The organism is Paenarthrobacter histidinolovorans (assembly GCF_014647595.1).
Classification (GTDB): domain Bacteria; phylum Actinomycetota; class Actinomycetes; order Actinomycetales; family Micrococcaceae; genus Arthrobacter; species Arthrobacter histidinolovorans.
In genome coordinates this window covers 144211-166892 of record NZ_BMPM01000006.1, presented here as the reverse complement: position 1 = coordinate 166892, position 22682 = coordinate 144211, and the positions used below count along the sequence as shown (strand labels likewise).

The following is a 22682-nucleotide window of genomic DNA, read 5'->3' as shown; positions in this document are numbered from 1 at the left end:
GAAGAGGACGTATTCCAAACTATGGGTGATGCACGGCACAACCAACGTGGGAGCGGATTTCCTAACACTTCCTTAGGTTTTGTAGTGCGGTGTGGTCCGGCCGGGGCGCGTGCAGGCACCTGGGGACGCTTGCTCACTCCCCTGGGGATTGGCGGGGACGCTTGCTCGGTAGGGCTTGTCGATGCGAACGATCTTCCAGATGGTGAGCCGTCCAATGCCGGCCGCAAGGGCTATGGACATCGAAAAGTGAATCGCGCCGCTCGGCGACAGTCCGCCGAAGGGCGCGCAAAAGAGCAATGGAACCAAGAAAAAGGCAGCCACGTGAATCCACTGGTTGGGGATACGCCGCAGGACCAAGCCCAGGAGAGACCCGGCGGCAAGACCTACGACCCACACTGGAAGCAGGCTGTATATGAAGAAGAGGAGTGCCCAGCCGCCCGGTGACTGGACTGCAAGCAACAGGCAGAAGGTCGGATGGGCCACCGCGACGCCGACAGCGAGGCTTCTGCCTCCGATCACTACCCGGTCTTTCGATCCGTATCGCCAGCTATTCCCCGACCCAGGAGCCCCCAGCCCGTACTCGGACTCATCCACCCAACTGTCATCGTTCATGGGTCACCGTAGAACCGTCGCTTGGGGAGGGAAAGTCGTTCACGATGACCAGGTTCCAAATGCAGAGCCGTCCGACGCCGGCCGCGAGCGCTGCAGGTATTGTCATTTGAATCAAAGTGTGCGAGGTCCACCCCGTGAAGGAAGCGCCAACCAGATTTCCCACCAGAGCGCCTGCGAGGATAAAGGCCGCTACGTGAACCCATTGGCTGCGAATGTTGCGCAGCACTCTTCCTAGCAGTATCGCCGTAGGGAAGGCCACCAGGCAGACAGGGAGCGCGCCAAAAACTACGAGGATGGGCAGGAACGAAAGCTGATATTCGGCATGTTGTGGGCTTCGAACGACTCCGATGAATGCCTGCACCAGAAAAAACACGACATCAGAAAGTAGAACGCCCACTACCAGGCCTCTTCGGCCCAGCACCACACGGTCGTTGGGTCCGTAAGGCCGCGGCGTCCCCGCTTCTTCCGGCCTCACCGGGTCCCTGCGGCAATTTCATTGAGCGCACCGGCCAACGATGGGTACTCAAACGCGAAGCCCGCGTCGAGCAGTTTCCGGGGCTCCACCCAGCGGCTCTTCAGCACCAGCTCGGTCTGGGTCCGGATGAGAACAGACCCGGCTTCGAGCATCCACGACGGCGTAGGGACGCCAAATGGAACACCAAAGCTCCGCCGAACCAGTGCCATCAGCTCCCGATTGTCCACGGGGTAGGGCGATGCTGCGTTCACCGGGCCGGTCAGCTCAGGCCGCTCGTGGACAAACAACACCGTCCGGTACAGGTCCTCCACATGGATCCAGCTGAACTTCTGCGTCCCGGGCCCCATGTGCCCACCCAAACCCAGCCGCGCGAGGTTCCGGAAAGGACTCATGACCCCACCGCCGGTTCCCAGCACAATGGCAATCCTGAGCGGTACTTTCCGGGTCTCCGGAACAACAGCCGCAGCCAGCTCGTCTTCCCAAGCCCGCGCCACGTCTACGGAGAACCCGCTGCCCAGCTCACCCGAAGATTCCGACTGCGGACGGTCCTCAGCGTGCCGGTAAATTGTGCCTGTACTTGAGTTGATCCAGGTCCGCGGCGGTTCGGCGCACACAGCCATCGCCCGGCCCAGAGCCCGGGTGGTCACAACCCGGGAATCCAGAATCTCCCGTCGGTGGCGCTCGTTATAGCGGCAATTCACGGATCGTCCGGCGAGGTTCACCAGCAGTTCGGCGCCGTCCAGCGCTTTGGCGATGGCGCCGTCGTCGTTCCAGCGGGCGTCAGCGGAAGCGTCCCGCCCAACGGTCCGGATCTGCCAACCCTCTTCAGGAAACCGCCGCTGGAGGTGGCTGCCGATGAAGCCGGTGGCGCCCGCGATCACCACAGTCCGGGTCATTTGGGGTCCTCCTTCACACTGCGGACGAGTCCGAGGACGTCGTCGAAGACCTTGCTGACGCCGGGAATCTTCGCGAGCGACAAGCCACGAGCCATCAACGGGGCCGCCCCGTCGATCAATCTGCGCGTGCGGCGTTGGCCCTCGGATTTGTCGTAAACCCAGTACAGGGCGACGCCCATGTACGCAAGCCACAGCAGCTCGGGCAGATCGTCGCGCAGCTTCTTCGCGACCGAGGGGGAGGAACCCTCGACGGCGGAACGGAAGATCGCGAGCGAAGCGTCCCGGGCGGCGGTGGACGCCTCGCCGAACGGGTTGACGGGCGACGTCGGCCGAATCGCCGTCGCTATGAAATCGGAACCGAATTGGTGGTACGGCGTCATAACGTCGATGCCCGTGTGGAGCACGGCCTTCAGGCGACCCGCGAGGTCCTGGACATTTTCGAGGGCCTGCGCCGCGACAACTGCATGCTCATCCTGTACTTGGATGTACAACTCCTGGACCAATTCATCCTTGGAAGCGAAGTAGTAGTAGGCGTTGCCAACCGACACCCCGGCTTCCTGGGCGATGGCGCGCATGGTGGTCTTTTCGAAGCCGATCTCGCGGAATAACTTCAGCGCGACGTCGGCCACCAGTTGGCGGGTCTGCTCACTTTTAGCGGCCATGCGGTGCTCCCTATGGGTTTTGAACGTGTTCAGAAATCAGTATTGCACTTTCTTGAACGTGTTCAAAACGGGGTGGAGGTGGGGTGTGAGGGAGGGGTTGGTTGAAGGGGGTGGGGTGTGAGGGAGGGGGCGAGGATAAGTGGGAGAATGGAACCGGTGCCGGGCTGCATGCCTCACCAACCACAGTGCTAATACAGCGGGGCTCCCTGGAACCGGGTGCCTGCGCGAACCACTACGAAATGGATGACCCATGCCCTCGCCCTCCGGCTCCAGCACGCTGAGCAAGCCTGCGCCCCGCTTCGCCTCGATCGGTTCACCGTACTTCGGCATCATGCTGGCCGTGATGGCCGAGGTGCTGATCCTGTCCAATATCGGCGCCTCGAAGGGCGTGGTGCTTGGCCCGATCATCACCGACGGCGGGTTCTTCCTCTTCCCACTGGCCTACATCCTGGGCGATGTCATGAGCGAGGTCTACGGCTTCAAGGTTGCGCGCAAGGCCATCATCACCTCGTTCGCACTCTCCGTGTTCGCATCCCTCTGCTACTGGGTGATCATCATCCTTCCCGGCTTCAACGACGAGTACGGAACCGCCAAGCAGGCAGCCATCGAAGGCGCTCTGGGTCCGGTGCCGCAGATTGTGCTTGCCTCATTGCTTGCTTTCCTGGCTGGCCAGACCATCAACTCGTGGATCCTGGTGAAGATGAAAGCCCGCACGGGTGAGAAGAGCCTGTGGGCCCGCCTCATGGGCTCGTCGGTGGTGGGCGAGTTCGTGGACACCCTGATTTTCTGCAGCATCGCGGCGTCGGTCATTGGTATCTCGGACGCCGGCTCGTTCGTCAACTACGTCCTGGTGGGCTTCGTCTACAAGACGGCCGTGGAGTTCCTGTTCGTACCGATCACCGTGTTGGTCGTTGGCTGGATCAAGAAGCGTGAGCCGAGCTACGGAGTTAACTGAGATCGCCGGAACAGTGCTGCGTACGCGGCAGCTGCGCGAGATCGCCGGATAAGAGCGGCGATCTCGCTTAGATCCCGCGTCCTCGCACAGGCTCGGCGATCTCGCGGCCCAGCATGATGGGAGCGCACACGGTCGGCGTTGAGCTCACCGGCGGAGCGCCTTCAGAACGCGCGCTTTGAACTCTTGTTCGTGAAACAGGTCCCGCCACTCCACCCGGATGAAGAACCAGCCGTCTTCAACGAGTGCCTTCTCCCGACGTCGTTCCTCAAAGATCACCCGGTCCGTCCGGGCGTACTTGAAGTACTTGACCTCTCCGTCGAACTCAAGGGCCACCTTCTCCTTCTTCCACGCAAAGTCCATCCGGTAGCGGCCGATCCGGCTTTGCACCTCTACCTGCGGCTCGGGCATCGGTAACTTGAGCCGCTGGAGCAGATCACGGCACAGCGTCTCACCTGCCGATTCGGAGGCGGGGTCCGCATTGGCCAAGCATCTCCGCAGGGTCGTGACTCCTCGGCGTCCCGTTAAGGCACCGGCGTGCGCCATCATGAGAAACCTGTCGGCTCCGAGCCGAAGCGCATGATCCATGATGATCAGCGCCTGCCGATAGCTCAACGTCATGGCACAGTCCACCACCGTTCGTTCCAGGTCCGTTACGGGAAGGTACTCCACCGTGACGATCTGGGAGGCTGGCAACCGCAACCTGTGGCCGCGGACATCCTTGCCAAGCCGGCCGCTGGAGGGGTTGGTGGGAAGAATGACATGGATCAGCTGGTCCACGTTCCACAGGAACAAGCCGTGCAGGCGGGCAGCAGAGGTATGGCTGTAGACGAAGTCCCCGTTGGACGTGGCGAGAGTTCCGTGAGCATGCGCGTGGATCAGTTGCTTGCCGCGGGCATCGACCGGCTGTTTGTCCCACGCCGCCTTTCGGACGTAGCATCCCTGGCGTACGCGGAGAAGCTCACCCTTCCGGACCAATCCGGCGATTGCGCGTGAACCAAGTCCCAGTTCGTTGAGCTGCTGTGTGCGCCACAGTGTTCCCAGCTGGGGGAGGGTCGGCATAAGTTTCTGGCTCATGTACCCAGCCTTGGCTGCGCGTCAGCCCCAAGACAGCCCCTGCTGCCGCTATGTGGAAAACGCTTGAGATCGCGGTGGTCATGCCGAGGACGCGGGAGCCGTGCGAGGTCGCGGTTCAGCTCCAGCGATTTGGCACCGGACCCGCGATTTGGCACCGGACCCGCGATTTGGCACCGGATCCGCGATCTGGGGGGCGGGGGGGCGGGAGCAAGCGGGCGGAACCCCGGCCTAGGAGTAGTACCGGCCCAGTGTCTCGGCCTTGAACTCGAAGAAGTCCCCGGATTCGATGGCCAAGCGGGCGTCGTCCACCATCTTCACCACGAACCGCTCGTTGTGGATGGAGATCAGCGTAGCCGAAAGCATTTCCTTGGCCTTGAACAAATGGTGGATGTACGCACGTGAGTAGTTGACGCAGGTGTAGCAATCGCAGCCATCCTGCAACGGGCCAAAGTCGGTTTTATAGCGGGCCCCGCTCAGGTTGAACCGTCCGAACGGCGTGTAGAACGCGGAATTCCGGGCCACCCGCGTGGGGGAGACGCAGTCGAAGGTGTCGGCGCCGTTCTCGATGGCCGTAAAGATGTCGTCCGGCTCTGAGATTCCCAGCAGGTGCCGGGGCTTGTCCTCTGGAAGTTCCTCGTTGCACCAACGAACGATTGTGCCCAGGTTTTCCTTTTCCAGCGCACCGCCGATTCCGTAGCCGTCAAAGGGCATGGCCCCGAGGTCCTGGCAGGCCTTGCGGCGCAGGTCCTCATACTGGGCGCCCTGGATCACGCCGAACAACGCCTGGTAGGGCTTGCCGACGCGGGACGCGGTCAGGGAAGCGTGTTCCTCCAAGCACCGCAGCGCCCACAGCCGTGTCCGTTCCAGGGACTCCTCCTGGTACGCCCGCGAGTTCTGCAGGGTTGTAAGCTCGTCGAAGGCGAACATGATGTCAGCGCCGATCTGGTGCTGGACCTGCATGGAGATCTCGGGGGAGAAACGGTGCCGGTCTCCGTTCAGGTGCGATTTGAACCAGACACCGTCGTCGTCGATGTGCGCCAGCCGTTCCTTGCCGGGAGCCACCGCGTCATCCGGGCCGGATGAATCCACGTTCTTCATGTCGATGACTTTCTTGAACCCCGAGCCCAGGCTCATCACCTGGAATCCGCCGGAGTCGGTGAACGTGGGACCGGACCAGTTCATGAACGCGCCCAGCCCGCCGGCAGCATCGAGGATCTCAGGCCCCGGCTGCAGGTACAGGTGGTAGGCGTTGGCCAGCACGGCTTGCGCACCGAGCCCGGCGATGGACTCAGGCAGCACCGCCTTGACGGTGGCTTTGGTCCCGACGGCGATGAACGCGGGCGTCTGGATGGTTCCGTGCGGTGTGGTGATGGTTCCGGTGCGGCCCAGGAAGGCGCCGCCGTTGGCGTCTGTCTGGGCGCTCGACGGCGGGCACGTCTCAGTCAGGCGCGTGCCCACCGAGAAGGAGAACTCGGATTGCCGCTGGGACAAACCGGGCAGCGCAGGGGAAGAAGCAGGGGCAGGAACAGAAGCTGGCACGCTACCAAGTGTGCCAGCTTTACCGTGGGTAACCTGCCGGGGAAAGGCTACGACCCGTAGTTTTCAGCTTTCCAGTTGTCCCACGACGACCGGATGTCTGCCAAAGTGTGGGCCCCCAGATCGTAAGTGGAGGCAATCACCATGGAGCCGCCGTCGGGCCTTTTCTCAGGAATCGGCAGCTGCTCGGCGACGATCAGGAGCCCGTCGCCGTGCTCGGCGTAGCTGTGGACGGTGAGGCCAACCTGGTGCCTGCTCTTGAACCAGACTTTCCCGGAGATCTTCTCGCCCGTCGCAAGCGTGAGCGAGTATTCCTCCCCAACGGGTGGCAAATCTCCCAGCCCCAGCTTTTCGATCGCGGGGCCGCCTTTGCCCGGCAGCGAGACGAAGTGCGTCCGCCGGTGCCCGTGCGGGTGCCGTTCCAAGGCGAACCGGAGCTGGTGCAGGAACGTGAGCCAGCCTTGCGTGATGTCCTCGTCCCAGTCAGCCCACTCGGAATCGTGGTCCAGGGCAACCCTTGTGATTCTTACTTCCGTGCCACCGGAGACGGGGTGAAGCTCGAAGACGTCCCCGCCGTTGACGGTGAGGCTGGTGTGATCGGGTCCTTCCACAACGTCTGTGTTGAAGTAGATTTGCTTGATTTCGTCGGCGAGATCATCGGCTTCCCAACCGTGCCATTGGGCAACCAACGACGGTTCACGCAGCATGGTCCAAACTTGCTGCGCATCGGCATTAACCACAACGCTCAGATTGTTCGTCATGGCCCCGAATCTACCGCCGTTCGCGCCCATAAAACAGGCCTTGAAATCCGGTAATCCGCGGGTCAGGAAACTTAGGCGCGGACCGATTCCAGTTCGTTTGCGATCCTTCGGGCCAACTCGTCCTCGCCAATGGTTTTGGACCCGCCGTGGGCCCGCAGGAACATGAGTGCCTCGAGACGCAGGAAGCGCCATTCGCGCTCGGCTTCGTGGTTGCCGTTGTCGATCGCGCGGAAGATTTCCTTGTCGTAAAGGTTGGGTTCGTTCAGGGAACGCTGCCGCACCCTGGCGTTGATCCGGGCTTTGAACGGGTCCTCTTCCTGGGATTCGGGTGCCCGGAGCAGCTTCTCGTAAACGGCGGCGCGTTCAGCCTGGCCGGCCTCGCGGCAGATGAAACTGGACAACGCCAGAGCCCGCTCGATCGAGGCCCACCGGTCCAGGTTTCCATCGAACGGCAGCACATTCAGCAGGTCCGCGACCTCCAAAGCATGGTCTGGATCGCGTAGGACAATGCACAGGTCGAATGCGAGGTTGCTGAGGTCCCGGAGGCAGCTTCCGGATTTGGTGTTGATGCCCTTCGCGAGCCGCTCAGCCAGGACTTGCACGCCGTTCTTGCCCTTGTGGTTGGCCGCGGCGGCGCGCACCACGGCTTCCGGGGTTCCTGCGGGCTCGGGGATGAGCGCGAGTTCTTCAGCGCTCGGTCCGGTGTAGGCAGGCGGCGTTTCGGGGCGGGGAGGCACGACGACGGCGGGTCCAGCGGGAGCGTCGGCCCCGGCTTCCGCGGAGGTGCTGGAGTCGGGGGTGCTGGAGGCGGAGGTGCTGGAGTCGGGGGTGCTGGAGTCGGGCTCAGCCACGTCGGGCTCGGGCGAGTCGGCTGTGCCGGCGTCGGCAGCGTCCCCTGCTGGGCCGGCCGGAACTCCGTCGCCCACAGGAACGCTGGACCCGACAGCGATCCGCACCGTACCGCCGTCGTCCATTGTCAGTCGCAGCAAAGCGGCCACGCCGTAGTCATCGTTTTCGACGTCGATACTGACGATTTCCTGGGCCGGCCCGTCACCGGGCGGGAACACAAAGTCCCCGGGCCGCAGGTCCCCAGCCTGCTTCTCTCTGTACTGCTGTGTGGCTGGGCTGTGAGTCATCGGAAGTCCTTTGGTTCTCTTGGGGTCCGCCGTCCAGTCTACAAAGACGAGCTGCTGCAGAGGCCGGGACCCGCTAGAGGACCACGCCCGAGAATGAAAGGGCCTGCCGCACGAGGTTGCCCCGGCCGCCGTCGAATTCCTGCTGGACGTTCTCGCTCAGCACCTCCTGGGGTGTCATCCAGGTCAGTTCCAGGGCGTCCTGGCGCGGATCGCATTCTCCGGTCACCGGAATCACGTAAGCCAAGGAGACCGCGTGCTGGCGGTCGTCCGTGAAGCCCGTCTGGGACGGAGCCGGGAAGTACTCGGCCACCGTGAAGGGGACGGGGCTGATGGGCAGCTGCGGGAACGCCAGGGGGCCGAGGTCCTTTTCCATGTGCCGCAGGAGTGCCGCGCGAATGGTTTCGCGGTAGAGAACACGGCCGGAGACGAGGTAGCGCACCATGTTGCCGTCGGCGTCGCCTTGCAGGAGAGTGCCAACCTCGTTCACGTACCCGAGCGGATCCAGCCGGACGGGAACGGCCTCCACATAGACCATGGGGAGGCGGCCGCGGGCTTCGAAGAGGTCTTCATCTGAAAGCCAGCCTGGATACGGGTCCGGTGTACGTACGCTCATGGTTAAGTTCTACCGCATCCCCGGCCGAAGTTCCGTGGAGGCATTCCGGTTGTCGGGGCCGTTACGCTCTCGGCGGCATTAGAGGGCAAGGATGGACTCGAGCGGCTCCCCGGATGCTATGCGCGCCAGGATGTCCGGCTCGGCAGCGTCCGAGGCGAGTGCCTTTCCAAGGACGTCGCGCGCAGCATCAGGGGCGAGCACGATCAGCCCGTTGTCGTCTCCCAGCACGAGATCGCCGGGGTTGACCGTCACGCCCCCGCACTGCACAGGAACGTTCACGGCGGAGCCGCTTCCATGGAGTCTTTTGGTGGTCAGGCACGACGTCCCGCGGGCGAACACCGGCAAACCGGTCTGCCGCAGTTCCAGCACGTCGGTGGCCACCCCATCAACCACGACGGCGGCTGCACCTTGAGCGAGCGCCGCGGCAGCCGTTACGGCCCCGACAGGCGCGTGGTGCTGGTCGCCGAGCATGTCCACCACCAGGACGTCCCCGGGCGTGAGCGCCAGGAGTGCGCGGTTCATGGCGATGGCATCGTGGTCGGCGATCCGGACGGTGACGGCCGGTCCGGCGATCTTGACGTTTGCCAGCAGCGACTGGATGGCCGGGGAGACGAAGCCCTCCTCGAGGAAGTGCCCGATGGTGGGGTAGCTGACGTCCGTCAGCTCCCGCAGGAGGGTGAAAGTCACGGGGCAACCTCCTGGTTCCCGGCAAGGACTGCCACGCATTCGATTTCCAGGGACACTCCCCACAAGCTCACGCACACGCTGGTCCGGGCCGGTTTGGCGGTGCCGAAGTACTCCGAGTACACGCGGTTGTACTCCTCCAGCTGATCCTGGCTGGTCAGGTAGGTGTTGACCTTGACTACGTGCTGAAGGCTGGATCCTGCCGCCTCCAGGACGCCGGCAAGGTTTTCGATGGTTTGCCGGACCTGCCCTTCGAAGGTGTCGGGTTGATCGTCCAGTCCGGTGATCGCGGGGATCTGGCCGGAGGTGAACACAAAACCGTTTGCAATGACCGCCGGGGAGAAGGGCCCGACGGCGGGCGCCTGGCCGGGGATGCCAGCCAGGCGCTCGATGGTGGTGACGGTCACCGGGCTGCCGCGGCTTCCGCGGGTGCCTGGTCGACGGCGTCAATGTTGCCGTACCGGGTCTCGGTCAGCAGGAAGAGCGCAACCAGGGACAGGCCGGCTGCGGCCATGATGTACCAGGCGATGGACGAGCTCTGGCCCGTCATGCCCAGCAGCCACGTGGTGACGAACGGGGTGGCGGCGCTGCCCAGGAGGCCGGACAGCATGTAGGCCACCGACAGGCCGGAGTAGCGGACCTTGGAGCCGAACAGCTCGGCCAGGAACGTGGCGATGGGGCCGTAGTTGGCGCAGAAGGCGGTCATCATGGCCAGGTAGGCAACGAAGAGCAGTGCCACCGATTTGGTGTCCATGAGCCAGAACATGGGGAAGGCGAGTGCTGCCTCGGCTGCTACACCGGCGAAAATGATGGGTTTGCGGCCCAACTTGTCAGAGAGTTTGCCGAAGAACGGGATGAGGAACAGTCCCAGGATGCAGGAGGCCAGGACCACCCAGAGCATCAGGCTCTCGGAGTGGCCGAGTTCCTTCTTGCCGTAGGAGACACCGGAGGCCACCAACAGGGTGAAGGTGCTGCCCGTGGAAAGGGTAGCGACGCCGCCCAGGACAACCTGCTTCCAGTACTTGGCCATCAGCGCAGCGAACGGCATCTTGGCTTTGGCTCCGGCGGTCTTGACTGCCTGGAAGGACGGGGTTTCTTCGATGTGCAGGCGGATGTAGATGCCCACAGTGACCAGGAGGACCGAGGCCAGGAACGGGATGCGCCAGCCCCACGAGTACAGGGCTTCGGTGCTGACGGTGGAGGCCACTATCAGGAATGCCACGTTGGCGATCAGGGTGCCGGCGGGAACGCCGACCTGTACCAGGGAGCCGTAGAAGCCACGGCGTGCGGGCGGGGCGTGTTCAACAGTCATGAGCACGGCACCGCCCCATTCGCCGCCCAGGGCCAGGCCCTGGATGACGCGGAGGAAGAGCAACAGCAGCGGCGCCATGATGCCGATGCTGTTGTAATCGGGCAGCAGGCCAATGGCGAACGTTGCCGCTCCCATGGTCAGGAGGGAGACCAGCAGCATGGACTTGCGGCCCAACCGGTCACCGAAGTGACCGAAGATGATGGCGCCGACCATGCGGGCGATGTAGGCGGAAGCGAAAGTGCCGAAGGCCAGCATGGTGCCGACAATCGGATCGAAGCTGGGGAAGAAGATCTTGTTGAAGACAAGGGCCGACGCCGTCCCGAAGACGAAAAGGTCGTACCACTCGACGGTGGTGCCAATAACGCTGGCGAGGGCAATCTTGCGCATCTTAGCCAGGTCCAGCCTGGATGTTGATGCGGAGGCAGTATCTACCGTGTGGGCCATCTGATTCTCCGGATGGGGTGCGGGGACGAGTGTCCGGTGCAAGGTAGCTACAACTATGGTGTGTGCCCGATCACACCATCAATGGCATAACTTCCATCAAACCGGGCCCAGCAATGTGAGAACACACATCGGGCATCCCTCCGTGCCGGAATGGGCTAGGCCCACGCCACCACCAGGCGGGCCGTCTTTGCAGGAACGGCAAGGTCTATTCCCGTCAGCTCCTGGAACCGGTTGAGTCGGTTGAGAATGGTGTTGCGGTGGCAGAAGAGTTGCTCGGACGTGGCAGTGATGTTGCCCGTGCTGAGGTAGTTCCGGACCGTTTCGAGCAAGCGTTCGCGCTCGCCGCCCCGGCAGTCCGCCAAGGCCTCCTCAAGTTCCGCGGCGAGGTCCAGCCCGGCATCTTGCAGGTTCTGCTGGGCCAGCCGCGCCCATGCGGAATCTGCGGACAGAGGCCCGGTGTCGCGGGGACGCAGCAACGCGGCCAGGCTTTCGGCGGTGCGGGCGGCGCCGGGGAGTGCGCGCAGGCCGAGAACCTCGGGCACATAGCCGCAAGGGATATTGACGACGCCGGGTGGCAGCTGCTGGCTGTCCGCCCCCGGGCCGGGCGTCTCTGCCCGGAGTTCCGGACCCCGCGTCCGCACGGCTGGCAAGGCCCAGAACACGTAGGTGTTGCCGCCTGATTCGTGGAGGAACAACCGTTGCCGGGCGTGCTGCCCCGAACCGAACTGGGACGTCGCGGCCCGCAGCCGTGCACCAGGCTCACCGCTGGCCGCCACAAGGGCGAACCGTGATTCGGGGTTGATGCCCAACGCCGAAGCCACTTGAGTGGACGTTTCCTGGGACGGCGTGCTCTGGTTGAAAAGGCGGGCGATGAATTCGCGTTGGATGCTCGATTCTTCCTGTGCCATCCTGACGCGTTCGGTCAGGTAGCTTGTGTGCGTCCGGGTGGCGAATTCGTCCACCACGCTCCAGACCTGGTCCACCCTGGTGGCCAACAGGGCAGCGTCCTCGGTGTGCGCGATCTCCAGCAGTTCGGCCCACAGGATGCTGAAGTCCAGGCGCACCGCGGAGGTCAGGGACTCCGGTGGAATGCCGGCCCTGGCGCGTTTGGATCCGAGGTCGGAGGCGAAGTCCAGCAGGCCGTCGCGGCTATCGGTGCGTCCATTCCTGAGCCCGTTGATCAACCGCCGAAAAGTCTCCCGTGCCGTCTCCTGGATTTCCAGGACGGTCACCTGGCTTTCGCCGTATTCGGGGATCTCGCGGACTCTCGTCGTGAAGGCCTGCGCCAGTGCGTCCAGCCTGCCTTCAAGTTGATCCACCAGCTCAGTCCATCGGGCGGCATGGCCCGAGGTATCAGAATTGTGCATTCACACATTCTAGCGCCATGTTTCCGTGGTGGATTGCTAGTCATTTTGGGAAAAACTACTGGCACTATGGATTGAGTCACACAAATTTGCCCGGGCACCCCCAACGTCCGGTCCCGTTCGCACTCATGGAGCAACAATGGCAAGCACGGTCAGCGGAGCCACGGACACCAGTCCCACGGCACCACGCGTCGTCGATGAAAGCGTCACCAAGAAGGTGGCCCTGGCGGCCCTGGTGGGCACTGCGCTGGAATGGTACGACTTCTTCCTTTTCACCACAGCCGCTGCGCTGGTGTTCAACGCGCAGTTCTTCGTTTCCCAAGACCCCTTCGTGGCGGCCATGGGATCCTTCGCAACCCTCGCGGTGGGCTTCGTGGCCCGTCCGATTGGTGGTTTCATCTTCGGCGCCCTCGGCGACAAGGTAGGACGCAAGAAGATCCTCATGGTCACCATCGTGGGCATCGGCGTAGTCACCGGCCTTATCGGTTTGCTTCCCAACTACATGACCATCGGCCTGGCCGCCCCCATCCTTTTGGTGGCGCTGCGCATCGTGCAGGGTCTCGCCGTCGGCGGTGAGTGGAGCGGCGCGGTGATTATCGCCGTCGAGAATGCTCCGGTGGAAAAGCGTGCACGCTACGCTGCCCTGCCGCAGATCGGTTCGCCGATCGGCACCATCCTGTCCTCCGGTGGATTCTTCGGCATGCTGTTCCTGGTTGGCCAGAGCAACTTTGACGCCTGGGGCTGGCGGATCCCATTCATCGCCGCGATCCCGCTGCTGGCCATCTCGCTGTGGATCCGCAGCCGCCTTAGCGAATCACCGGAATTCGAAGCCCTGATGGAATCCGGCGAGACCGAACACGCCCCCATCCGCGGAGTCCTGAAGAACAGCTGGCGCCAGATCCTGGTGGGTATGTGCTCGGCTTTGCTCGGCATCGGCGGCTTCTACCTCATCACCAGCTTCGTGGTCTTCTACGGCACCAAGGTCCTCAAGCTGCCCTCTGAACTCCTGCTCCTTGGCACCCTGCTTGCTGCTGCACTCGAGATCGCCGCACTGATCTGGGCCGGACGCCTTGGCGAGAAGTACGGCGCCAGCAAGGTCATTTTGTGGGGCGGCGTGGCATCAGCCATCATCGCGGTTCCGGTCTTCCTGGCCATCGACAGCCGCAACCCTGTCCTGGTGGTCCTCGCCATGATGATCGGCGTCGCTGTCCTCTCCATCCCTTACGCCGTCTCCGGCACCGCGCTGACTGCGCTTTTCGCCACGAAGGTCCGCTACACCGGCGTCGCCATCACCTCCAACACTGCCGGCGTTATCTCCGGCTTCGTCCCGTTGATCGCTACCGCACTGGTGGCCGCCAACAATTCCTTCTGGCCCGGAGCCATCATCCTCCTGGTCGTGTCCGCGCTGACCGCGCTCTCCGGCCTGTTCCTCCCTGGCCTTTCCATCGAAGAAGAAGGAATGAAGCATTGAGCACAACCACTGCCGGCCACTTGATTGTTGGCCAACTCGAACGGGCAGGCGTCCAGCGCGTCTACACCGTGCCTGGCGAGAGCTTCCTGGACGTCCTTGACGGACTGCACGGCTCGCCGATCCAGAATGTTGTGGCCCGCCAGGAAGGCGGTGCCGGGTTCATGGCATTGGCCGAAGGCCGCCTGACCGAGCTCCCGGGTGTGGCCATGGTGACCCGTGGTCCGGGCGCTGCCAACGCTTTCATCGCCATCCACACCGCGCACCAGGACGCCACGCCTCTCATCCTGTTCGTCGGCCTGATCCCGGTGGCCGACCGGGGCCGCGAGTCCTTCCAGGAATTCGATATCAACGCCTGGTTCGGCAGCACCGCCAAGAAGGTGGTGACCCTCGACGACGCCGCTTCCGCCGCCCGCGTGGTGGACGACGCCATCTTCACCGCCCTGAGCGGACGCCCCGGCCCTGTAGTGATCGGCCTCCCGGAGGACGTGTTGGTGCACGTCGTCCCGGACGCCACCGTGGAACCCCGCAAGGTTGCCCGTCCCGAGCCGGCCTCGGCGGACCTGTCAGACCTCACCCAAAAACTGGAGAAGGCACGCAAGCCGTTGATCGTCGTCGGCGGTGAAGGCTGGACGCAGGAGTCCGGCGAGCAGCTGGCCACCTGGGCGAGCCGTAACAGCGTTCCCGTGGTGACCGACTTCCGAGCCTACGACGCCGTCCCGCACCGCAGCGACGCCTACGCCGGCTTCCTGGGCTACGGCCGCAGCGACGCCAACGCCCAGCGCCTGGACCAAGCAGACCTGATCGTGTTTGTTGGCTGCGTCCGCGGCGACGTCCTCTCCGATGGCTACAAGCGTGGACTCACCGCCGAAACCGTCGTAGTCAACGCCGACGCCAACCTCCTGGGCCACTTCGGACGCGTGGACCAGCACATCATTGCGGACGTGACCGCATTCGCGGCGGCGCTGGCTCCCTCACAAGCGGCCGGCGAGCGCGAGGAAGGCTGGTTCGCCAGCGCCCGCGCCGACCAGCTCACGTTCTCCACGCCAACGCCCGACGGCGGCATCGGTGTGGATCTGGGCGTCGCCATGGAGGTCCTCAAGAAGGAAACGGCCGACGACGCCGTCCTCACCTTCGGTGCCGGAAACCACGCCCTGTGGCCCGCGCGCTACCTGGACCACAACTCGGCCAACTCCCTGGCCGCTCCGCGCAACGGGGCCATGGGCATGGGTATCCCGGCAGCCGTGGCAGCCTCGCTCGCTTACCCGGGACGCCAGGTGATCTCCGTGGCCGGCGATGGCTGCTTCATGATGAACGGCCAGGAAATCGCCACGGCCATGGGCTACGGCGCCAAGTTCATCGTCCTGGTGGTGGACAACGGCATCTTCGCCACCATCCGCGAGCACCAGGAAGCGCACTACCCGGACCGCCCGTCCGGAACGCACATGACTAATCCGGACTTCGCCGCGCTCGCCCGTTCCTACGGCGGTTACGGCGAGCGTGTGGACCGCACGGAAGACTTCGCAGCCGCGTTCCGCCGCGCCGTCGACTCCGGCCTCCCGGCCTTGCTGCACCTGCCGCAGGACCCCACCACGCGTTCCCCCAAGACTTCAACAAACTGACCGGAGCCTCACCGTGATCCAGCTTCAGAACATCATCAACGGCGAGTCCGTGGACACTGCGGCCAGCCTGCCGTTCTTCGACCCCGCCACGGGCCAACAAATCGGCACAGCGCCGGACAGTGACGCGGCCGCCGTCGACGTCGCTTTCCAGGCCGCTGCCGCAGCTTTCACAAGCTACAAGCGCACGACGCCGGGAACTCGCCAGTCGCTGCTGTTGCAGCTGGCCGACCTCATCGAGGCGAACGTTGACCGTCTGCTCGAGGCTGAGGTTGCCTGTACCGGCAAGCCTGCCGCCCTCACCAAAGAGCTGGAAATCCTGCGGGGCGCGGACCAACTGCGCTTCTTCGCAGGTGCATGCCGGGTTGTTTCCGGTACTGCCCAGACCGAGTATGTGGAGGGTTTCTCTTCCACCATCCGGCGCGAACCCATTGGCGTGGTTGCGCAGATTACGCCGTGGAACTACCCGTTCATGATGGCCATCTGGAAGATCGGTCCGGCCCTCGCTGCGGGCAACACGCTGGTCCTTAAGCCTGCCGACACCACGCCTTGGTCCACGGTGGTCCTTGGGGAGTTGGCACAGCAGGTGTACCCGGCGGGCGTGGTGAACATCGTTTGCGGTGGCCGCGAAGCCGGCGCTGCGATGGTGGACCATGACATCCCGGAGATGGTGTCCATTACGGGATCCACCCGTGCCGGTGCGCAGGTCATGTCCGCGGCGTCCAAGACGCTCAAGGACGTGCACTTGGAGCTTGGCGGCAAGGCGCCCGCTGTAGTGTTTGCCGACGTCGATATCCAGCGGACTGCCAGCGAAATCGCCCTGGCTGCCTTCTTCAACGCCGGGCAGGACTGCACTGCGGTGACCCGTGTACTGGTGCACCAGGACATCCACACGGAGTTCGCAGCAGCCCTGGCTGACGCCGCTGCCGCCTTGAAGGTGGGCGGTTCCGATGCGGATCTTGGGCCGCTCAACAGTGCCGCGCAGTTGGAGCGGGTAGAGGGCTTCATGTCCCGCCTGCCTGCCAACGCCCGCGTCCTGTCCGGTGGCAAACGCACCGGAAGCGGCTTCCACTTTGAGCCTACGGTGATCGATGGCGTGTTCCAGACCGACGAGGTGGTGTGTGACGAAATCTTCGGCCCCGTGCTGACGGTCCAGCCGTTTGCCACCGAGGAAGAAGCGATCGAACTCGCCAACGGCACCAAGTACGCCCTGGCGTCCAGCGTGTGGTCCGAGAACCACGGCGTGGTCACCCGCGTTTCCAACGAGCTCGACTTCGGTGCCGTGTGGATCAACTGCCACCAGGTGATCCCGGCCGAGGCACCACACGGTGGTTTCAAGCACTCCGGCACCGGCAAGGACCTCTCCGTGTATGGCCTCGAGGACTACACGCGCATCAAATCCGTCACCACCTCCCACCGCTAGAACTGGACATGAAACTCGACCTCCTCCTGCGGAACGCAGAGATCATCACCATGGATCCGGACCGCCCGGTGGCCGGCTCGCTGGGCATCTGGCAAGGCCGCATCGTGGGCCTGGACGAGGACCTGGATGGCTTGGACGCTGTTCAGGTGCTTGATCTTGGCGGTGCCACTGTCACTCCGGGCTTCATCGATGCCCACTGCCACACCACGTGGTTCGGGCTGGGCCTGGCGGAGCTGGACGTCTCCGGTGCCCGCGGCCTGGATGAGCTGTATGGGGTGCTCGGCGGCGCCATGACCGACGCCGGTGCTGTTACCGGCGACGGCGCGGGCTGGCTCTTCGCCACTGGCTTCAGCCAGACCCAGCACGGCGGGTCCTTCCCGGACATCGCCGAGCTGGACCGCATCACGGGGGAGCGGCCGCTGTTCATGCGCCACAACTCCGGGCACATGGCCGTGGTCAACACAGCCGCGTTGCGGCTGGCAGGTGCGGAGTCGCCGTCGTTCCCGGATCCCGACGGCGGTGCGATCGTCCGCGACGCAGCGGGACATCCCACGGGACTGGTCCAGGAGACGGCCCAGGAACTGATCCAGCAGCTGATCCTGCCGTACTCGCTGGAGGACATCGAGGCCGCCCTTGAGAGGGCCACGTTGTATTACGCTTCCGAGGGCATCACGAGTTTCACCGAGGCCGGGGTTGGCGGCGGGTGGATCGGGCACAGCCCGGCCGAGCTCGCCGCCTACCAGAGCGCCTCGGCCAACGGCCGGTTGCATGCCCGTGCCCAGGTCATGCCGGTGCTGGATGTACTGCACGGCCTGGGCGGGCATGCTTCTGACAGTGTTGGTGCCGTCCCGGCCGGGCTGGACCTTGGCATCACCAGCGGATTCGGGAATGAGTACCTGTCCCTCGGGCCCGCCAAAGTGTTCCTGGACGGCTCACTCCTGGGCGAAACCGCGGCCGTGAGCCACGAGTTCTGCAGCCACGGCCACAAGGACAACCGCGGCAACGTTGGCTACTTCCAAGCGGATCCGGCCCAGCTGCGGGAGCGCATCGAGGCTGCTTACGCCGCCGGGTGGTCCATCGCGGCGCACGCCATCGGGGACCGTGCCGTTGACCTCGCCGTGGATATCATTGCCCACTGCCAAGCGGTGTACGGACCGCGTCGGGTGCCCAACAGGATCGAGCACGCCTCCATGACGCGCCCCGAGCAACTGGCCAGGCTCGCGGACGCCGGAATAGCCGTGACACCGCAGGCAAGCTTCTTCCGGGACGGTGGGGACGGCATGACCGCTTCCCTCGGACCGGAGCGCCTGCCGTGGGCCTACCGGGCAGCGAGTTTCCTGGAAGCAGGCGTGACGCTCGCTGGGAGCTCGGACCGTCCCGTTGCCGACGGTAACGTACTCCGTGGCATGCAGGCCTTCGTGGACCGGCGGACCGAATCCGGGGCTGTCTTTGGCAACCCCGCAGAACGCCTCGCCCCGCAGCAGGCCCTCGCCGCCTACACCTCCGGAGCCGCGGCAGCCACAGGTTCCTTGGACGAGAAAGGCACCCTGACACCCGGCAAGCTTGCCGACTTCGTTGTCCTGTCCGCCTCACCGTTGAAGGCACCGGCCATCAGCGGACTGCAGGTCCTGGCCACCGCCGTCGGAGGCCGCTTCACCTACCAATCAACCGGCTTCAACGCTGAACTTTCCCCTGAAAGTTCGTTCGCCGCCCACAGCTCATAGGGGAGATCATGACAACCACCACACGTTTCACCGCCCAGGACACCGCCTTCGTGCAGGACTTCCGGACCATGAGCGCCTTCGGTGCCACCGGGAACGGCGGCGTGGACCGCCAGGCAGCAACGGTTCCCGATGGCGAACAGCGCCGCTGGCTCACCGGGCTCCTTGAAGAGCGCGGTTTCACAGTGAAGTTCGATCACGCCGGCAACCAGTGGGGCCTCTACGAGGCCGTGCCCGGTGCGCCCTTCGTGGTGGTCGGGTCCCACATGGATTCACAGCCGACGGCGGGCCGTTACGACGGCGCGTACGGCGTCCTGGCCGCAGCGCACGCCGCGTTCCGCTTGGCAGCCCGCTGGGAAGCCGGCGCCACCGCACCCAAGTTCAACCTCGCCGTCGTCAACTGGTTCAACGAGGAAGGCAGCCGCTTCAAGCCGTCCATGATGGGATCGTCCGTCTACACGGGCAAGCTGGACCTCGACGCTGCACTCAACACCAAGGACGCCGCCGGGATCACCGTCCGTGACGCCCTGGACGCGATTGGTTGCCGCGGAACGTTTGAGGGGCCGGAGGCGGCTTACTGCGCAGAAATCCACATCGAACAGGGGCGCAGCATGGAGCGGGAGGGCATCACCATTGGCCTGGTCAGCTCCAACTGGGCAGCGAACAAGTATGAGTTCGTGGTCCACGGCGAGCAGGCACACACCGGTTCCACGGTGATCGCGGACCGCAAGGACGCCCTTCTGGGTGCTTCGATGCTGGTGGTGGCGGCGCGCGAACTCGCTGACCGCTTCCCGGGCGTCCTGCACACCTCGGTGGGGCAGCTCAACGTGTACCCGAACTCACCTGTGGTGGTGCCGTCGCGCGTGAACCTGCTCCTGGACCTGCGCAGTGCCGACGAAGCAGTGCTGGCCGAGGCGGATGCGCTGCTGCACGCGCGCATCACGGAGATTGAACGGCTGGCCAACGTCTCGGTGGAAAAGAACCACTCACACTCCTGGGCGGTCACCCCATACCAGCCCGAAGGCGTGGAACTTGCGGCCAAGGTCGCCGCCCACCTGGGACTGTCCAACAAGGAAGTCATGACCCTTGCCGGGCACGATTCCACCAACATGAAGGACCTCGTTCCAACCGTGATGCTCTTTGTTCCCAGTGTGGATGGGATTTCCCACAACGAGCACGAATACACCACGGATGAGGACATCGTTGCCGGACTGGCCATGCTCACCGAGGTTGTGGGCCGGCTCTGTGACGGGGCGCTGGAGGACTAGCTGCTTGGGCCGGCCGGCGTCTGTTGTGTTGCTGTTCTCTCCACAACAATCGACGCCGACGCCGAGCCACCCACGGCATCAGGGTTGGCGACGTAGAGGACGTCCTCGCTGATCCGTGCCTCAACTTTCGCCTCGGTGAGCCGCCCCAGCAAAAGCTCCAGATCGCCGTCGTACTCGAAGGCCAGGTCCCCGGACCCGGCAGCGGAACCGTGGACAACGCGGAGGATGCCACCGTTCTTGGCAGTGAAGGTGGCAGCTTCGTCGTCCGACGTCCGCGGCCGGGCGCCGATGTTGCGCAGTTCCCGGGCGGAACCGTCGACGTCGGGACTCACCCACGTGCCCACCACGACGAGCGCCGGGTCGGCCTGTCCGGACGTTGCCCAGGTGCCGTCCTCAGCCCGCTGTGCCTGATCCGCGAGGAACTGGAATCCGTCCTTGGCTGTGACTTGGACCGTGGTCCCGTGGGATGCTTCGGTGACGTCCGCCTGCGTGCCGTCCTCCCTGGTTCGGCGGGCGAACTCCTCCAGGATTCCCACTTCCACCCCAAATACCGTTGTTCCGTCCTCCGGGGATCCGTGTGCTGCGGCGTGCAGCGCCAGGCGACCGGAACCGGCGTCGAACTCGAGCCAATCGCCCTGATCCACCACCTTGGCCAGACCCAGGGCGGCGAGAACTCCGGTCCAATGCTCCAGACGGGATGTGAAATGAAGGGGTCGGGCTCGCAACATTGTTCCTCCTGGGGTGTGGCAGGGCGTCTGCTTTTCAGCCTATGCCGTTTCCCACGTTTCGCAGCAGAGCCGTTTCGCAGCAGGGCCATTTCGCAGCAGAATGGGGCCATGCCCATTGAGCTCGAGGAACTTCTTGTCCGGGACGGCGCCGAATGGCGCGCCTGGTTGGCCGAACACGCAGCGGACAGTCCTGGCGTGTGGCTGATCCTCCACAAGAAGGGCGGTAACGTCACGGAGCTGGATTACGACGCCGCCCTGGACGAGGCCCTGTGCTTCGGCTGGATCGATGGCCAGTCCCGGAGCCGCGACGCCGAGAGCTACTTCCAGCGCATGACACCGCGGGGACGCCGCAGCATTTGGTCCGCGCGGAACGTTGGCCATATCGCCAGGCTTGAAACCGAAGGCAAGATGACCGACGCCGGGCGCGCCGCCGTCGAGGCCGCCAAGGCCGACGGCCGCTGGGAAGCTGCCTACGCCGGCCCCGCCGACTCAACAGTGCCGGACGACCTCGCAGCAGCAATAGCCGCTGTTCCCGAGGCGCAGGCCATGTTCGACGTCCTCACGTCCCAGAACCGTTTCGCCCTGATCCACCGCACCAACCTGGTCAAACGGGCCGATACCCGGGCCCGTAAAATCGCCGGGTTCGTGGAGATGCTGTCCCGCCATGAAACGCCGTATCCCCAAAAGAAACAGCCGGCCACGCCCCCGAAACCGGCCAGCTAAAGCGTGGCCGCGGCCTCGAAAGCCATCCAGGCCTGCAGCTGGGTGGAAAGTTCGACGCCGGCACCCGGCGGATAGGTCTCCGTCGCCGGGCGCAGGGGGTTGGGGGAGAAGACGAGGGGCGGGTTTTCCGCAGCTGGGCCCCGCATCAGCTCCGGTGCTTCCCGGCGTCCCGTCCAGAAAGCTTCGGCCGTGGAGATGACCAGTTCGCGCGCCGTTTCACGCGCTTCAAGGGTAAGCCGCCCGTCCCGTCCCGCCACCGCGAGGTAGCGGACCAGGATCCCCGTGAAGAGCCCTCCGTCGCCGGTCCCGTCTCCCCGGATCACCCGGGTGCCGGGAACCGTCAACTCGCGGTCAATGGCCCCGACCAGGCGTGCGGCCCGATCAAGGTTGTCCTGGCCACCGAGTTCCAGCAAAGCCCCCAGAACCGGCCCCTGGTTATAGGTGTACACGGCCTCCTCCAGGACAGGCTCACCGTTCCTGATCCGGATCCCATCCCGGTAAACGCCGAGCTCGGGATGAAGAAGCCGGGAGTTGAGCCACCCCACCAGGGCCTGGGCGCGGTCCCGGTGGCCCGTCCGGGCAAAATACAGGGCTACGGGTGCGGTGGCAGGAGTGTTCTTGAAGTCCCTTTTGGTACTCCAGAACGTTCCGCCGCCCAGCTCGTCCGTGGACGCTGAATCGAACTGCAGGGTTAACCGTTTTTGGATGTACGCGTTGCGCCGGCGCCCCGGTTTCCTGGTTTCCTCCGCAAGCTTCCCAAGCCTGAGCGTTGATAGGGCAAGCCAAGCCATGTCGTCGTAGTAGTGGTTCTCGAACCTGAGCAGGTTACGCAGCCGGATAGTGGTGACCAGCCGGGAAGCAAGCCTGCCGGCGCTCGGGCGGGAGTCGCCGTCGAACCTTGTTTTGGTGGCGAGCTCCCGGCGGCCCGTGTCCACCAGGCAATCCACATAATGCGCCTGCCACCAGTAGTGCCAAGGGCCCAACAGGCCGCGGAGCGTGTTCCCCGGAATCCTGATCGCGCCGATGTGCGTGCCAGGCAGGAAGAGCAGCCGCCGCCCGAAGCTGCGGGTCACCGAACGGGCTGCCTGGTCGGCGCGGCTGGCCCGGACAGCGGCATCCGGAGTGGGGAGCGATTGGTTGTCGAGGGCATCGTGCGCGGGCATGGGAACAGCCTATCGGTGGACCAGTTGTGCACTGGCTCACAATTT

The 22682-nt window shown here is 64.5% G+C and carries 22 protein-coding genes; 7 read left to right on the top strand and 15 right to left on the bottom strand.

The window, feature by feature from the left end; all coding sequences use genetic code 11:
* Positions 1-72 precede the first annotated feature (72 nt).
* From IEY62_RS15150 to IEY62_RS15135, 4 genes are all read right to left on the bottom strand, one after another.
* On the bottom strand, positions 73-612 hold the full coding sequence (locus tag IEY62_RS15150; RefSeq protein WP_189019282.1) for a hypothetical protein: 540 nt from the start codon (positions 610-612) through the stop codon (positions 73-75).
* Entirely contained in the window at positions 602-1009 is a 408-nt protein-coding gene (locus IEY62_RS15145; RefSeq protein ID WP_189019280.1) for a hypothetical protein, read from the bottom strand. Before IEY62_RS15145 ends, IEY62_RS15150 begins: the two co-directional genes overlap by 11 nt.
* Positions 1010-1083: 74 nt before the next feature.
* A complete protein-coding gene (locus tag IEY62_RS15140) occupies positions 1084-1983 on the bottom strand; it encodes a TIGR01777 family oxidoreductase (RefSeq protein ID WP_189019278.1) in 900 nt (299 codons plus the stop codon).
* A complete protein-coding gene (locus IEY62_RS15135) occupies positions 1980-2645 on the bottom strand; it encodes a TetR family transcriptional regulator (protein ID WP_189019276.1) in 666 nt (221 codons plus the stop codon). The genes IEY62_RS15140 and IEY62_RS15135 overlap by 4 nt, the downstream gene beginning before the upstream one ends.
* A gap of 250 nt (positions 2646-2895) precedes the next feature.
* On the opposite strand from IEY62_RS15135, the gene IEY62_RS15130 reads away from it, so the two are divergent.
* Positions 2896-3600, top strand: coding sequence for a queuosine precursor transporter (locus IEY62_RS15130; RefSeq protein WP_189019274.1), 705 nt, complete (start codon positions 2896-2898; stop codon positions 3598-3600).
* 144 nt (positions 3601-3744) lie between these two features.
* On the opposite strand, the gene IEY62_RS15125 is transcribed toward IEY62_RS15130, so the two are convergent.
* The 9 genes from IEY62_RS15125 to IEY62_RS15085 all read right to left on the bottom strand — a co-directional run bounded on the left by IEY62_RS15125 (position 3745) and on the right by IEY62_RS15085 (position 12527).
* Entirely contained in the window at positions 3745-4674 is a 930-nt protein-coding gene (locus tag IEY62_RS15125; protein WP_189019272.1) for a type IV toxin-antitoxin system AbiEi family antitoxin domain-containing protein, read from the bottom strand.
* Positions 4675-4902: 228 nt separating this feature from the next.
* A complete protein-coding gene (tgt, locus tag IEY62_RS15120) occupies positions 4903-6213 on the bottom strand; it encodes a tRNA guanosine(34) transglycosylase Tgt (protein ID WP_189019270.1) in 1311 nt (436 codons plus the stop codon).
* A 47-nt stretch (positions 6214-6260) separates the two neighbouring features.
* Positions 6261-6971, bottom strand: a complete 711-nt coding sequence (locus tag IEY62_RS15115) for an SRPBCC family protein (RefSeq protein ID WP_189019268.1) — start codon at positions 6969-6971, stop codon at positions 6261-6263.
* Between the two features lie 71 nt (positions 6972-7042).
* Positions 7043-8107, bottom strand: coding sequence for a DUF6707 family protein (locus IEY62_RS15110; RefSeq protein WP_189019266.1), 1065 nt, complete (start codon positions 8105-8107; stop codon positions 7043-7045).
* Between the two features lie 73 nt (positions 8108-8180).
* Complete coding sequence (locus IEY62_RS15105) at positions 8181-8720, bottom strand: NUDIX hydrolase family protein (protein WP_189019264.1); 540 nt, start codon at positions 8718-8720, stop codon at positions 8181-8183.
* Between the two features lie 78 nt (positions 8721-8798).
* The gene (locus IEY62_RS15100; RefSeq protein ID WP_229785347.1) at positions 8799-9407 is read right to left on the bottom strand and encodes an RraA family protein; all 609 of its coding nucleotides are present in this window, start codon (positions 9405-9407) and stop codon (positions 8799-8801) included.
* Entirely contained in the window at positions 9404-9811 is a 408-nt protein-coding gene (locus IEY62_RS15095; RefSeq protein ID WP_189019260.1) for a RidA family protein, read from the bottom strand. Before IEY62_RS15095 ends, IEY62_RS15100 begins: the two co-directional genes overlap by 4 nt.
* Positions 9808-11160: an MFS transporter gene (locus IEY62_RS15090; RefSeq protein WP_189019258.1), complete on the bottom strand. Its 1353-nt coding sequence runs from the start codon at positions 11158-11160 to the stop codon at positions 9808-9810. The genes IEY62_RS15095 and IEY62_RS15090 overlap by 4 nt, the downstream gene beginning before the upstream one ends.
* Before the next feature lie 155 nt (positions 11161-11315).
* A complete protein-coding gene (locus tag IEY62_RS15085; protein ID WP_189019256.1) occupies positions 11316-12527 on the bottom strand; it encodes a PucR family transcriptional regulator in 1212 nt (403 codons plus the stop codon).
* A gap of 136 nt (positions 12528-12663) precedes the next feature.
* Here IEY62_RS15085 and IEY62_RS15080 point away from each other — a divergent pair, with 136 nt between their 5' ends.
* From IEY62_RS15080 to IEY62_RS15060, 5 genes are read left to right on the top strand one after another with little or no spacing between them, the layout of a single operon-like run.
* The gene (locus IEY62_RS15080; RefSeq protein ID WP_189019254.1) at positions 12664-13995 is read left to right on the top strand and encodes an MFS transporter; all 1332 of its coding nucleotides are present in this window, start codon (positions 12664-12666) and stop codon (positions 13993-13995) included.
* Positions 13992-15614, top strand: coding sequence for a thiamine pyrophosphate-dependent enzyme (locus IEY62_RS15075; protein ID WP_189019252.1), 1623 nt, complete (start codon positions 13992-13994; stop codon positions 15612-15614). The genes IEY62_RS15080 and IEY62_RS15075 overlap by 4 nt, the downstream gene beginning before the upstream one ends.
* Before the next feature lie 13 nt (positions 15615-15627).
* Positions 15628-17034, top strand: a complete 1407-nt coding sequence (locus IEY62_RS15070; RefSeq protein ID WP_189019250.1) for a gamma-aminobutyraldehyde dehydrogenase — start codon at positions 15628-15630, stop codon at positions 17032-17034.
* An 8-nt stretch (positions 17035-17042) separates the two neighbouring features.
* Positions 17043-18758, top strand: a complete 1716-nt coding sequence (locus IEY62_RS15065) for an amidohydrolase (RefSeq protein WP_189019248.1) — start codon at positions 17043-17045, stop codon at positions 18756-18758.
* A gap of 8 nt (positions 18759-18766) precedes the next feature.
* Positions 18767-20023: a M20 family metallo-hydrolase gene (locus IEY62_RS15060; protein WP_189019246.1), complete on the top strand. Its 1257-nt coding sequence runs from the start codon at positions 18767-18769 to the stop codon at positions 20021-20023.
* Here the strand turns inward: IEY62_RS15060 and IEY62_RS15055 are convergent.
* Positions 20020-20751, bottom strand: coding sequence for a hypothetical protein (locus IEY62_RS15055; RefSeq protein ID WP_189019244.1), 732 nt, complete (start codon positions 20749-20751; stop codon positions 20020-20022). The two genes, IEY62_RS15060 and IEY62_RS15055, sit on opposite strands and share 4 nt — an antisense overlap.
* 108 nt (positions 20752-20859) lie before the next feature.
* Between IEY62_RS15055 and IEY62_RS15050 the strand changes: the two genes are divergently transcribed.
* On the top strand, positions 20860-21474 hold the full coding sequence (locus IEY62_RS15050; RefSeq protein ID WP_189019242.1) for a YdeI/OmpD-associated family protein: 615 nt from the start codon (positions 20860-20862) through the stop codon (positions 21472-21474).
* Here the strand turns inward: IEY62_RS15050 and IEY62_RS15045 are convergent.
* Positions 21471-22637, bottom strand: a complete 1167-nt coding sequence (locus IEY62_RS15045; protein ID WP_189019240.1) for a glycoside hydrolase family 76 protein — start codon at positions 22635-22637, stop codon at positions 21471-21473. The two genes, IEY62_RS15050 and IEY62_RS15045, sit on opposite strands and share 4 nt — an antisense overlap.
* Positions 22638-22682: the final 45 nt, after the last annotated feature.